This window comes from Enterococcus sp. 5H, from assembly GCF_028128615.1.
Classification (GTDB): Bacteria; Bacillota; Bacilli; order Lactobacillales; family Enterococcaceae; genus Enterococcus_L.
Map to the genome: position 1 here is coordinate 1 of NZ_AMDP01000054.1, position 13,997 is coordinate 13,997.

Below are 13,997 nucleotides of genomic sequence, written 5' to 3' on the forward strand. Positions count from 1 at the left end.
TTAGAAGTCGAACGAAGGAAAAACAATCGTATTCATACATTGATTCGGCAAGCAAAATTACCTCAAAAAGTAACGTTTGATGACTATCTGGATAGTCATTTATCATCAAAACTAAGAAAACAAATCAAGGAGCTTCAGCAGCTTCAATTCATTGATAAAAAAGAAAATCTCATTTTATTGGGTAATCCAGGAGTTGGTAAAACTCATTTAGCAACAACCATTGGTATGGAAGCATGTTTGACAGGAAAAAGTGTCTTGTTCACGAATATTCCTAATCTCGTCGTTGAGTTAAAGGAAGCCATGAGCGCTAACCAGCTGACCTATTATAAACGGAGATTTAGTAAGTATGACTTAGTCATCTTAGACGAGTTAGGCTATGTTTCATTCGATCAAGTAGGAAGTGAAATTCTTTTTAACTTACTGTCTAATCGTACATCAACGGGTTCAATGATTATTACAACAAATTTATCATTTGACCGTTGGGAAGAAGTATTTAAGGATCCTATGCTTACTGCAGCTATGGTAGATCGAATTGCCCATCGGGCACACGTTTTAGATTTAAGCGGGAAATCTTTCCGTGTGGAAGATACAAAAAATTGGTTAAACTAACTGGTGCAGTTTTCAATCATCACGTGGTGCACTTTTCAGTTGCGTTAAACAATTGCTTGGAAACTCTCACATCGCATGACAGCTTCTTTAGTTATCGATACTTTAGACACTGCTTTGAACCACAGACAACCCAAGGAATCTGTCTTATTCCATTCCGATCGTGGAAGTCAGTATACTTCAGTTGCTTTTCGACAGTTTCTTGATGCTCATAATTTAACTGCTTCCTATTCTAAACCTGGATATCCTTACGATAATGCCGTAATAGAATCCTTCTTCAAATATTTAAAAAGAGACGAACTTAACAGGCGAAACTTCCACTCTCTTGAGGAGGTTTCTCTTGCAACTTTCTCTTACATTGAAGGTTGGTATAATAACAAACGTCCTCATTCTCATAATAAAATGTTAACTCCTAATGAAAAAGAAGAGCTATTTTATCAACTTTAATTTTTTATAGCCATTTTTCTGTCTACTTTATTGACATGTGTCCAAATTGTTCATTTTCTTTGGTTCTGCTTCCCTTTGAAATCATCTTTCGGTTTTCTTCCGTTATACGTTTTCGATTCTTCTTCCCAGAAGAAGGAGTATGTGTATTACGTTTTTTTTTTGTTATAGAAGATGATTTTTTCATCTGCTGTCCTGTAGTACTACTTCTATTATTAGAAGTAGTTTTTAGCTTCCACTGACTTTCCCTTTGCCTCATTTCGAAGCACTAGACTCTTCTTCAAGCTCTGAATGGTTGACCTTGAAATAATCAAAAGCTGCCGTTTCATATGTGATAATCTTGTCAATATCAGACTCAAACCCATTCACTAAATTACTATTTCCATAAAAATTTCTGCTTTCTCGTGTTGCATTAATTCCTAACTCTGCTAAAGACGCATAATAACGGTTCAACACCGCTTGCCCTTCTTCTGTATTTAGCGTGCTAGCCTTCTTTGTAGAATACGAAGCCAACGTCGTAGCTAGGTAACGAATATTTTGTTGAGAGGCCAACTCTTCATCCTCCTTAACCGCCGCTTTAGCTAACTCTTCTTTAAAATCCCTTAATAAATAATAAGAGCGAACAATTAACACTGAGTCATCAGAAGACAAATTAATAGACTGATAGTAGCTTGCATACCGAGCACTACTAACTAAGACTATACTAAATATGAATAGAACAAACCCAATCATAAGTGAATGATTTCGCTTTTTCCTTGATAGTCTTGTGACTGTAGACCATCGTTTCCGCTTTTTTTTTTTTTTAGGTGGTCGTTTCGGCAAATGCTTCAACTTCCTACTGTAAAAGAAAGTCTGACCAAAAAAATAGACGGATAGAAGCAGAAAAATTATTGCTCCTGCAATTGTTCCAATAATAATCCAAGCTAGTATTGTCATGTGCACTGCTCCTAATCCTCTTTAAAGTCTTTTTTTCTTGATATGTTCATTCTTTTTTTTCGGGGAAGTTGATTTTTTACGTCCTACCTTTTGAATCGATCTCTTTCTTCTTAGAACTATTAAAACGATGGAAACCAGTATAATCAAACTAATGACGCCACCAACGATACCAATGATTAATCCCCAATGGAGACCTGTTTCTTGGGTCAACCCAACATCTCGCTCATTATATTTTTGTGCCTCATCTTCTGTAATCTCAAAGTCTTCCTTCCATTCCCACCTTTGATCACCAGCCGTAGCCAAAGCATGAACTGTATAAGTTCCAGCTTTCATTTGTTCCCCATTCATACTGATTGGAAAGTCCATAAACGAACTGGGTGCCATACGCATGGAAGTTTTTTTTGTTTCATACAGTACAGTGTTACTTCCCTTTTTCATGACTTGTGCCTCCACAGTCAAATCATTTAAATATGTGGCTATGACATTAGAAAAGTTGACATACACAGAATTACGATAATTGAGCTGACCAGCATAAGCTTTATTGAACTGTAAATCTGGGGTCAAAATATCTTCACTTTCTTGCAACAAAATAGACACTACGTAGGCATATTGATTGAGTACCGTTGAACCACCGCTCTCTGAACCAACGTCATCTGTTTGACCTGCTTTCATCAGTTGTAGTCCCCCAGCAATCACTCCTTCGAAGCTCGTTTCAGGCATAGTAATCGCTAGTTTAACACTCTTAGTTTCCCCTGCTGCCAACTCAACAGATTCTGGTCCAGTAACTAACTCCTCAAAAGCAAAAGCCAATGAGGGATCATTATCAATTTCATTGTTCGCATATTCAATCACACCATTTTTATTGGTTTTAGCTCCATTGAGTGCCAGTTCAATTGTAATTGACTCTGTTCCAGGATTACTCAAAATAATTGTCAATTCTTGTTTTTGCCCAGGATTCATTAATAATTGATAATAACCCAAGGATTCATTAAATTGATTCTCTGGAAACTCCAATGTATAAGTAAAGCCCGCTGAAACAATTGGATCTGACTCTGTACTACCTGTCGAAGCAAAAGTAGTTACCGTTGCTATTGTTGTCGCGATACAGAAAAATAAAATCGTAAGAGCCGTAACAAATACATTTTTGATACTTCTATTTACATAGTTTTTCTTCATATTTTTACCCTCATTATTGTCGATACTAAGTTCATTAGAACCAACGTTTTATGTATATACTGTATATATGTGATACAGGCTCAGTAGAATGAAGAAAGTAAGCTGGAAAAATTAACCAGCTTACCCTTCACTTCTACGGACACTTGCCTAAGCAGTTGCACCCATTGTCCAAGTAACTGTTGCTGTGTATGAACCTACTGTCATACCTGAAGCAACACTTACAGGAATATCTAATGCGACAGAAGACGCATCTGTTCCTGCAGAAGCCCCTGTATAATCTGTACTTTGACCAAATGACAATGTCCATAGACCACTTCCTTCGCCAGCAGCGGCAGAGATAAATGGTTCAGACTCTATTCCTGAACTCAAAGTAACAGACCCTGGTACTGCAGTTGCAATTTTGCCAGTTCCAGTTGTTGATAATAATGGATTTGTATACTTAATCGTTGCTGCATCAAGTGTTGTTGTCCCATTTGTAAATTGGCTTGATAGATTTGCAGTAATTTTGTAGCCTACAGGATTACCAGTGACATCACCAAATGAAACAATATTTCCACGAGTTTTGCCTGTTGGTGTTCCTGCATCATCAACTAAAGCAATAGCTGCAGCGTTTGCACTTGTTTGACCGACTTTGATACTTCCAAAGTTCAAATCAGATACCGCAATAATTCCTTTACTTCCAATATCTGGATTAGGTGTTACACCTGGTGTTTCTGGATCAATACCAGGTCCATCTGGATTTTCTGGGTCAACAACAGTACCTGGTTCTTCTGGGTCAATAGTACCACCTGTTACAGTTACTGTACCTGTACTACCCAATGATTTTTCATCCGCGCTAGCTGCGACTGATCCTACTGTTGTTGCTCCAATTGTTGCTACTAATGCAAGTGTGCATAATTTTGTTAATTTCATTTGTTATTCCCCCTAGAGTTTTTGTTTTTTATATACAAATGGAATAAATCCAGTTTGTCCAATCAATTGTGTTGCCTTATTCTGTAGGTACAGCTTCTAAACGCCACGTTAAGGTGGTCGTGTACTGCACAGGATAAATTTTACTCGCTTCTGGTATCGTCAACGAGACCGCTGAATTACTGTAGCTTTGTTTGTTGAAGGTTACATCCATAACAGACTGCCCTTTAGCATTTGTCACCGGATTTAAAGTGTTCTCTTGGTTTGATCTATTCTCTATAGATGCGCCAAACGCAATTGTCCAAACTCCTTTACCTTCGTTCTCCCCAGCAACAGCTACCGTATAGGCAGTATTCATCTCATTAATTGCCAGTGTATCTCGGCTTACAGTTGGAGTCTTACTATTGCTGGAAGAATTCGCCCAACCATTGTCAAACGACAGTACCGACCCTTTCAAGCTCTGTTCTTCCAAATTTTGAATGATGGTACTGGTAAACTGTGTCTCTTGTGAGAGCGTTAAGTTCCATCCATAGGTATCTGATCGAAGGTCACTAACTTGAATGTAATACCCACGAGCTGTTGTCTCACTATGAAATAACTGTGCCAGCGAATCAAAGCGACGATGAGTTTTCGTAATCTCCGCAGAAGGGAAGGTCAGACTGGAGACAAAATCAATTCTCAAATCTCCAGTCGTAAACGCCCCTTCACCCGGATCTACTTTTATTTCAGGATTCTCCGGATCAACTAGAAGACTCCTGTCATTTCCTTCGACCGTGACCTGACCTTTTGATCCCAGATTATCCGCCGCACTCTGTTTTCCATACCCAACAAGGAAGAAGACACACAAGGATAAGCCGCAAAGTAATGTTCGTTTCATCCCTACTTCTCCTCCTTTTTTCGTTGATAAAAGAACAGTAGTAAGAAGAGCAACACCAAAGCAATTCCAATGAATGCATAATGGGTCGCTTGTTCTCCCAATTTTGACAGAGAACCGCCTGACGGCTTTTGTACTGTTGGTACAGGCGTACTGGAATTTATCGGTTCAGAAGACGGTTCTGATGAAGACGGCAGAGTTGGTTCCTCCGAACCTTCATAGAATGTAATCTGTCCCTTGATGTCAGTCTGTCCACCGACAGCAGTTCCCGCCGATGCACTATCCGCGAAACACACTGACAAGAAGAACAGGAACATCAGACTCAGAAGGCCTATTTTGTTCTTTTTCATAATTTCTCCTGCCCTTCTATGGTTGTCCTGCCATGATTGTCCAAGTTACGACACCAGCATAGGTTCCCACACTTGAGACAGTAGTTTTGGTTGGATCTGCAATCAGCTTCAACCCCGGCTCATCTGAAGTAGTTCCCCAAGTGCTAGTCACATCAAAGGTCCCACCAGTAGCATTTTTATACACTACTTGATTACCATAATCCAGTGTCAATGGAATTTCATCTCCACTATTGTTTACATACCACAGGGCTTCATTCATAACAGAACCTGTAGTTGTATTGGTCATGTTGCCGGTGAGAGCCGCATACAAGGTCCACCCTTCAGTTTTGTTCGCCCGTGTATCTGTCACAACTAAATCAGCGTCTGTCTTAGGGTTATCCACACGTTGAACTTTTGCATTGTAGGTTAAGCTCCCAAACTCAACCGTTTTTGGGGCAGATTTCAAGAACAACTGACCAGTTACCTTATAGACCACAGTTTGTTCCACTTCTGTAATCAAGAGAGCTGCTTCATTTGACGGACGAGAAGTGATCTCATACCCAGCAGTTTCTAATGCTGTCACTTGATCCTGTACTTCTTGGAAAGCAGGGCTCTTTAAATTAATTACATCGCCCACTTTTAACGGCATATCTATTGTTTGTCCTTCACCAATTGTAAGGCTATAACCTGGCAGTACTGTTCCACTTTCATCTTCAAAAACTACTTCCAATATAGAAGAATCTTCTCCAACTATTAACGTGGTCGCTGATACAAATTTGGCATCATGAAAAGAGAGTTCCTCTTTCGGATTAATATTACCTATTGAGTTATTGGTCACAGGTGGATTAACGACTCCCGCAGTTTCTGCAGATCCCTCTTTATCTCTTAAAAACACTTGAATTTCATCGTCTATTACTAAATTTAAACCAGCCAATGAAATATCAAAGTTTCCAGAACCATTAACTTCGACATTCGTAGTATCAATTGGTTGCCCATTATGGGTTGCAGTGACTTCTACATCTTTATTGTCAGTATGACCTTGTAGAGCAGTAGCAGTTTTCACCACGGTTGAAGAATTAAATATTGCTGGCGTTGGCGGAACAATAGGAAAAACTTCGACTGTTTCTGTTAGGATTTTATTTTCAAACCCCTCTGTTAATGCACCACTCGTCAGTCCGACATGAATAATCCGAACCTGATCTCCTTCTTGTAGGAAATCATCTAGTTTTATTTCAAATAGACCTCCTCGAGGTGCTTCTCCATAAATACTAATTCCCGGAGAAGTCGCTGTATGACCAACAGTGGTCGTTGTATATTCTTCTTTATCACCATTTTTTCGTTCTACTTCTACAGTCACAGTCGCTTCATCAGTCTGGGCAGGTCTATCCAACTCTAACCCAATAGGAACACTGACTCTACCATAAATTCTTTTATCTGCATTTGTTGGTACACGCAGTTCATCTGCAATGGCCCAACGAGCATTATCAGAACCCAGACGAGTATATGGTAACAATCCTGTCGTACCGATAGTCGACGTATTCAATTCATCTGGCTTACTAGTCGATACTAACTTGTCAAAACTAGCTCCACTAAATTCATAATCTAAATTTTTAACATGTAAATATGGATTTTCAGCAAAATTATCGCCTTTTCTCCACAATGAAAATTCATTATTCAGCCCTGTGAGGGTGGAATCAGTATCTGTCGTAGCAAATAATTGCCCTCCACCAGGACGATTGTTTGCTAACTCTAAGACCATTGGGTTGTCAAAGGTAACTTGCAACTTTTTCCCTAAAATGGCTCCGCCCAGAGCCGTCTCTGTTCTAGCTGCGGCTTTAAAAGATCCATTTTTTTCTACAGTTAGGCTACCGTCCATATAACTATTCGTTGAATTATACACGGAGACAGCAGTTCCAAATTTGGCATCCACATTAATACGAGATCCTACATCCCGAACAACAAGGTCGTTACCAAAAGTAACAGTTGGATAAACTGGTGCATGTCCTGAAGCATAACCAAAGAACATAATACCTGAATTCCCAAGATTACTTGGTTCTCCATTCCCCTCATTTATAAGATTCACTGTCCCACTGTTTTCAACCAACAGTTCATTATTACCACCTGCAAGAACGAGAGGAGCTGAATATTGATATGAATTCGTCGCTCGAATTTTTTCAATTGAGATATTGGCGTTATCTACAGTCATATATCCTCTCGTTACTGCTCGCCTTTCAAATACAAGTAGACCGTAGGAGGAAGATTGCTGGTCATCCATAGGGACAAAATTAGGGTTCCTGTTCGTTTTAATATTCACTTCTGAATCGTTATTAATCGTTAAACGTTCTCCTGCAAAATAGATTCCTTGATTTGAAATCAGTTTCGATTGATTCGTAATAACCGTCTCCATAGCTTCACCTGTTAAACCAACAACACCGCTCGTCTCTCCAGTAAAATTTAATCGACTGTTATTAATTTGGTTCTTACCATTATTTCCATGAACTCGCATACCTAGATCTCTCGGAGTACTTACATCAACTTTGCTGTTTATAATATTCAGGTTTGGTGTTTCTCCCCTCATAAAAAATCCTAGTCGATAACCGACCGTTACGTCAATCTGTAACTCTGACTCTAGAATGTCCATTTTTGGTTCTGATCCATAGACATGGAGTGCATTGCTTACATTAAATTGCTCGACGTTATTAACACTTGCTGTCTTTATATTCAGCTTCGATTCCCCACTTATTAGTACTCGTGGGCGAGCACTATTATTACCTACAGAAATGTTCCCTGTGCCACCTAAACCTGAAACAATAGAAACTAGACTTTTATTTCCCAATGACAATAATGCATCTGTACCAGTCAAACTAATAGCCTTAGAAGAACCACTATCCTCCATTATAATCTTACTATTATTCAATTTGACTTCAGGAGTTGATCCTGTAATACTAATCCCTGATCCTGTTGTTGCATTCATTGTTAAACTACTTGTTGTCATTTCAAGAGATGCATTATTTCCATTTAACTGAATTCTTTCCCCAGAAGCATTGGTAATATTGAAATTGGAGTCTTTAATCGACACAGTCGGTGCTTCACCTGACATAAATATGCCTCGTTTAGAACCTGAAGTTTTTATCGAAAAAGTGCTATTCGTTTCTACAGATACTTTTGGATTGGCACCTACTAAGGCAACCACATTGTTTGCAATATTAGTAGGTGTTGTGTTACTGCTAGCGGATGATATATCTAAGGTACTGCCTGATTGCACAGAAATTTCAGGCTGAGGTCCTCGAAAGTCAATCGTATTCGCCGCTGATCCACTTGGACCAACAATCACATTTATAGTAGCACCTTCGCGTACAATTAACTTAGGAGCTATTACTGTGTTATCTGAATAAAAGACTGAAAAATTTGGTGTCTGGTTTATTTCTACAGACGCACTATTAGAAGCAATTACTTCTTTTGCTTGAATAAAGTTAGCGGAACTCGTCGTACTAGACCGTTGAAACGTGTTAACTCCACCAGTAAAATGTACTTTTCCTTGTGGTAACCGCACTAATCTCAACGCATTTGAAGTAGCGAGTCCTTTCACATTTTCTAACTCCAGTGTCCAATTTCCACTAGTAGATATATCAGCGGAATTCATTAAAGGTTGCGTACCTACTTTATTAAGCGTCACATTTTCCATTCTCAAGGAAGAAGCAGTAGCTACCTCTACAAATTCAAAATACAAGAGAGGATTTCCAAACGTTATTGTATGCCCATTCCCTTGTATCAATATTGGACGATTCACCGTCATAACATGGGCAGAATTAGAAGTAAAACTGTTCTGAACAGAGATAGTCCCTACATTCGGATCAGCTACGGCTGCAATTAATTCCGCCATATTAGTTACAGGCTCTGTCCGCCCAACAAAAACTGTCGCTGGTGTAATTAACGACGAAAAATTTGATGCTACGCTTCCTTTTATATTTCTTGTATCTAATCCAACTGTGCTCTTTCCCTCTTCACTTGCTTCCTTTGTTACTATTGAACCTTCACTGCTATCTTCTTGTAGTTGTTCTGATCTCACTTTATTTTCAGTTGTCCGCTCATTCGCAGATAACGGCTGATTTAGTTCTGTTATAAATGAATAACCCACCACAAAAATTGTTAGAAAAAGTACAATACCAACGAATTGGTACTTTTTCATTATCATCACTCCTTCCTATTATATGTATCTGGCTACAATTATCTGTCTATTCTCTTTCTCTCTTACCCCTCCTTTCAAAATAGTTAAATTCTTCATTTTATTGCATCTTCAAATGGAAGCTATAAAAACTAGTCGTAAATTGATAAATAAAAAATAAGTGATATAGTATATCTTTACTGATTAAACTTTATCAGTACATTTTCTTTAAGTATTTAGTAAATAACCCGTATTTCTAATCGTTTTTATAGTTAATCTACACCCAGGTTCACTTTTCAGCTTTTTTCGTAAACGAAAAATTAAATTAGTCACTCGATATAGTTCCATATACTCTTTTTCAAACACATATAACCTAATATCTCTATATGTTATTACTTCACCTATATTATTTAACAATAAATCCAAGACAATGTATTCTAATTTAGTTAAATAGATAATACGTTTGTTAGGTAAATTGATCGTTAACGTTGTTGGGTTCAATTCAATATAAGTCTCTCTTTCTCTTGTTCCTTTACTTAAGCCAGAAAATTGTTTGTCAACATCTGATTTTTCGTGATTTCGATACAAGAATCTATTAATTGAAAGAGAAACTTCTTCAGAAGAAGTTTCTTTTTTAAATACCCCATCAACTCCTAATTGTAAGTAAATTATGTTGTTAGTTTGAGAATTTTTTCGTGATAGAATCCAAATGAAAATCTTTGAAAGCCTTCTAGTGTCCATAATAAACTCACAAATATTTATAAATTCTGAAAAAATATCTTCGTCAATAATTAGTGCATCAACTTTTTCTAATACTTGATTTACGCTTTGACTATCGCCAGAAATAACATCAATATCTAGTCTAACGCAGTCTTCTTCATACTTGTTTTTTATATCTTGATCGTTAGATAGAAATATTACTTTAAACAATATTACATCCTCCTTTCAAATTTATTAATCCTGTTATAGTTTGGAAAAGGACAAGTCTTAGAAATGTTAGTATGGAAAGGTCCATACTCATTTGACGGTTCATTTGACGGTTATTAGAAATTAATAGAATGAAATTTTTTGAATTGCTTCTCTCTCTTCATCTATAGTAGAGTATGTATAAACATCTAACGTCATTTGAGTTGAAGAATGTCCTAGGATAGAACTTATTATTGCGATATCTACCCCACATCTCAATGCTCTTGTTGCAAACATATGTCTCAAACTATGAAATGGAATGTTAGGTAACCCTAAATCACAAAGCACTCCGAAAAAGCGCCTTCTTATCAACCTGGGCTCTGAAAATTTACCTTTGTTAGAAATAATAAATTGAGATTCATTTTTTTTTCTCTCTCTTATCAACAGATCATAGAAAGAAAAAGATAGAGGTATTTCTCGAATTGATGAATACGTTTTAGGACTTAGTTCAACTATCATACTTTTACCGTTATTAAACTTATCTGGTATACTAACTCTCTGCAATGTTCGTCTAACTTTTAGAGTTTTATTATTTTCATCAATGTCTTCCCATTTTAGACCCGCGATTTCTCCTATTCTCAAACCAGTTTCCAACGCTATAATAGTTGCTAGTCCATGTTTATGTTTTTTTGCACCTATTATTAAGTTGTGAAAATCTTGTTGAGATAGTATTTTTTTTTTATTTTTACTATTGTTTTTAGGAAGAACACATTTTTTATAAACGGAATCTTCGATATAACCTTTTTTCTCTGCACTATTAAGCCCACATATTAGAACTCTAAATATGGAGTGTAGAGAAGATACAGCTACTTTTTTTTTTGTAGTTATAATAAAGTTATCTATATCATTTTTTGTTAATTTAGCTAGGGATAAACTGCCTAATACGGGGATTATATGGCACTCAATTTTACTTTTATAGCTAGAATAAGTCGTAATCTTCTTTTCTTTATTTACAATGTCTTCTAACCAATATGAAAACCAGTGCCTTACAGTTCCTTTATATTGTTTCAAACTATTGATATCAATAGTTTGTTGTTGTTCTACTATTAATTTTCTTTTAACTTCTTTATAAGTATGTCCATATATATAACCATAGTGTATTCTTCCTTTAGGATTCCTTCCCTTAATATAACGACCTTCCCAACGGCCATCTTTTCTATGATAAATATTTTCGCCCTTACGTGACATGGTAGTAACTCCAATCTATTAGTAGTATTTTATTGACGGTTTTTATGACGGTTTTTATGACGGTTTTTATGACGGCTTAAAACATCTATTAAGAAAAAATTAATCTTTTGAACAAAAAGATAAAATAATAAAAATAACTAGAATGAAATTGTATATTATGTTATATTAATTACCGAAAACACATGTATTTCATTCTTGTTATATTTAATCATATTCAATATATACATATATACATAAATATATTAATAAATTTTTATTTTAAAAATTTATTAATTTTTTGAAAAAATAACTATGAAAAATATTTATTTATGTTATAGTAGTCTACAGAATAAATTTTTATTTGTAGTATTAACGTCAAAAATTGTAGAAAAGCATCTCCGTATGATAAGCAAAAATATGGAAAAACCAAAAATGAAATGTTAGTATTTGTTAAGGGTTGTCGCTGTTCCTATAGTTTTATAATGATTCTTAACTTGTTTAGAAGATGCTTGTGATTCACTGACTCCCATTCCAAACTATAACAGGATAGAACATTTTATATATATTATATATAAAATTTAAATATAATAACATGTATTTTCATTTTATTTAAAGGAAAACCGAATTCAAATTATTATATACTACTTTTTTTATTCTAATGATATAATTATATTAGTTAGGAACATTGAGTATTCAATTTGAAAACTGCGGGGACTGAGTACCTATAAAAAAACTTAAACAGGCGAACAAATAATACAAGATTATTATGGTTATACAACACTATTTCTTTATGAAAAAGTATAGAAAAAGAGATATCCAATAGATTAGTTTGTATTGTTAAACAACCCATATAACGATGTGGAAGTAAGTTTTTGTTTTACATGTGTTTTTCTTTTGTTTATGAATCAGGAGATGGTACAATATTATAAAGACTAGAAGATGACAGTATAAGGACTGGATTTAGGTCAATAGTTTGGACACTGTTTTCTTAACTATTTTCTTAACCGACTGCTTTTGATTGTAATTCAAATGCTTCTGGTGTTAAATAGCCAATACTACTGTTAATACGCTGACGATTATACCCAGATTCAATGTACTTAAATACCGATTCTTTAGCTGCTTTAAAATTAAGATAGTGGTGATGAAATACCTCTTCTTTTTTTAGACTAGCATGGAACGATTCAATACTTGCATTATCATAAGGACATCCTTTTCGACTAAATGATTGATACATTTCATGTTCTTTCACTTGGTCTTGGTACGTTTGACTTGTATATTGTGACCCAAGGTCTGAATGAAGAATGACGTTCTTAGGACAATTATTTAAAGTCGCATTGTCCAAAGCATCCATAACTAATTGAGTCGTCATTGAAGTTGCTATTGAAAAACCGATAACTTTTTTGGAATGTAAATCCATCACTGAAGCAAGATAGCACCAGCCATCTTATTTGGTATGAATATAAGTAATATCTGAGACCCATTTTTGATTGAGATCCGTCGTTGAGAAATCCTGCTTTAATAAATTTTCACGACTAACGATTACTTGATTGGGAGGCATTGCTCTAAACTTTTTCACTGTAATAGACCGCAGGTTAGCGTGATTCATCAATCGTTGCACTCGTTTAAGGCTCACTGTGAACGGATACTCATTGATTAAGATAAAATGAATTTTTGGCGCTCCGTATCTCCCTTTGCTATTGTAGTAAATTTGTTTGATACAACGAGTTAGTTTTTCATTTTCTTTTTCGTAATAAGAAGGTTGTTTTTTAAACGAGTGGTAGTAAGTACTTTTTGGCACATTTAATACACGGCACAAATCTGTGACGTTTTTAGAACCTGATTGAGAGTTGATAAATTGAATCATATCTGTTTGAGTTATTTTTTTGCGAATATGGTCATAGCCTTTTTTAGAATATCATTGTCTTCTTTCAAACGCTGGTTTTCTTTAATCAATTCAGTGATATCATCTGAGGTCATTCCTTCCTCATTAATTGGACTTAATCGTTTAAGCCAAGAATAAATTGTGACACTTGACACACCATACTCGCGACTCAAGTCGTTAACACTTGTTCCAGATTGATATAGCTCAACTATAGTTTTACGAAAATCATTATTATATTTTTTTGCCATCATGAACACACCTTTCTTCTTCTCCATCATAACGGAGTTAAGTTATTCGTGTCCATAGTTCTATACTAGCACCAGTTAGTACTTTGAAAGCTTACTAATGAAATTTTTGGTTTTAGTATATTTTAAGAGTCTAGTCCCATACAAGAAATTGAATCCCTAAAAAACGTAAGATAGTTTATTAGAAAAAAAAATAATATTATTTTAGAAAGTATGAGGCAGGTTGTCATTTTTTGATTTAAATGGCATGATTTTTATTTCGATAAATGGCATTTCTTTTTCAATCTATACACAAAGC

9 protein-coding genes and 2 pseudogenes are annotated in these 13,997 nt (G+C 35.8%); 2 read left to right on the forward strand and 9 right to left on the reverse strand.

The genetic code is table 11. The features are described from left to right. A partial coding sequence (istB, locus tag C240_RS14155) for an IS21-like element helper ATPase IstB (RefSeq protein WP_271491642.1) occupies positions 1-609 on the forward strand: 609 nt, incomplete at its 5' end. Between the two features lie 51 nt (positions 610-660). Continuing rightward, positions 661-1,053, forward strand: a pseudogene (locus C240_RS14160) (IS3 family transposase); the annotation flags it as partial. A gap of 252 nt (positions 1,054-1,305) precedes the next feature. Here C240_RS14160 and C240_RS14165 read toward each other — a convergent pair. The 9 genes and pseudogenes from C240_RS14165 to C240_RS14205 all read right to left on the reverse strand — a co-directional run bounded on the left by C240_RS14165 (position 1,306) and on the right by C240_RS14205 (position 13,705). Then, positions 1,306-1,986: a hypothetical protein gene (locus tag C240_RS14165; RefSeq protein WP_271497146.1), complete on the reverse strand. Its 681-nt coding sequence runs from the start codon at positions 1,984-1,986 to the stop codon at positions 1,306-1,308. A 21-nt stretch (positions 1,987-2,007) separates the two neighbouring features. Continuing rightward, positions 2,008-3,162 carry a WxL protein host-binding domain-containing protein gene (locus C240_RS14170; RefSeq protein ID WP_271497148.1) on the reverse strand — a complete coding sequence of 385 codons (1,155 nt, stop codon included), beginning with the start codon at positions 3,160-3,162 and terminating at the stop codon, positions 2,008-2,010. A gap of 147 nt (positions 3,163-3,309) precedes the next feature. Next, on the reverse strand, positions 3,310-4,074 hold the full coding sequence (locus C240_RS14175; RefSeq protein WP_271497150.1) for a WxL domain-containing protein: 765 nt from the start codon (positions 4,072-4,074) through the stop codon (positions 3,310-3,312). 76 nt (positions 4,075-4,150) lie between these two features. Then, on the reverse strand, positions 4,151-4,948 hold the full coding sequence (locus C240_RS14180) for a WxL domain-containing protein (protein WP_271497152.1): 798 nt from the start codon (positions 4,946-4,948) through the stop codon (positions 4,151-4,153). A gap of 2 nt (positions 4,949-4,950) precedes the next feature. Continuing rightward, positions 4,951-5,247: an LPXTG cell wall anchor domain-containing protein gene (locus tag C240_RS14185; protein ID WP_271497154.1), complete on the reverse strand. Its 297-nt coding sequence runs from the start codon at positions 5,245-5,247 to the stop codon at positions 4,951-4,953. 64 nt (positions 5,248-5,311) lie between these two features. Then, entirely contained in the window at positions 5,312-9,463 is a 4,152-nt protein-coding gene (locus C240_RS14190; protein WP_271497156.1) for a pectate lyase-like adhesive domain-containing protein, read from the reverse strand. Between the two features lie 204 nt (positions 9,464-9,667). Then, positions 9,668-10,369, reverse strand: coding sequence for a winged helix family transcriptional regulator (locus C240_RS14195; protein WP_271497158.1), 702 nt, complete (start codon positions 10,367-10,369; stop codon positions 9,668-9,670). A gap of 120 nt (positions 10,370-10,489) precedes the next feature. After that, positions 10,490-11,593, reverse strand: coding sequence for a tyrosine-type recombinase/integrase (locus tag C240_RS14200; protein WP_271497159.1), 1,104 nt, complete (start codon positions 11,591-11,593; stop codon positions 10,490-10,492). 979 nt (positions 11,594-12,572) lie between these two features. Next, positions 12,573-13,705 (reverse strand): annotated as a pseudogene (locus C240_RS14205) (IS3 family transposase). Positions 13,706-13,997 lie beyond the last annotated feature (292 nt).

Excerpts from the sequence above, each read along its gene's own strand:
- C240_RS14175 (WP_271497150.1), bottom strand. The coding sequence starts at position 4,074 with ATGAAATTAACAAAATTATGCACACTTGCATTAGTAGCAACAATTGGA.
- C240_RS14190 (WP_271497156.1), bottom strand. The coding sequence starts at position 9,463 with ATGAAAAAGTACCAATTCGTTGGTATTGTACTTTTTCTAACAATTTTT.
- C240_RS14200 (WP_271497159.1), bottom strand. The coding sequence starts at position 11,593 with ATGTCACGTAAGGGCGAAAATATTTATCATAGAAAAGATGGCCGTTGG.
- C240_RS14170 (WP_271497148.1), bottom strand. The coding sequence starts at position 3,162 with ATGAAGAAAAACTATGTAAATAGAAGTATCAAAAATGTATTTGTTACG.
- C240_RS14165 (WP_271497146.1), bottom strand. The coding sequence starts at position 1,986 with ATGACAATACTAGCTTGGATTATTATTGGAACAATTGCAGGAGCAATA.
- C240_RS14180 (WP_271497152.1), bottom strand. The coding sequence starts at position 4,948 with ATGAAACGAACATTACTTTGCGGCTTATCCTTGTGTGTCTTCTTCCTT.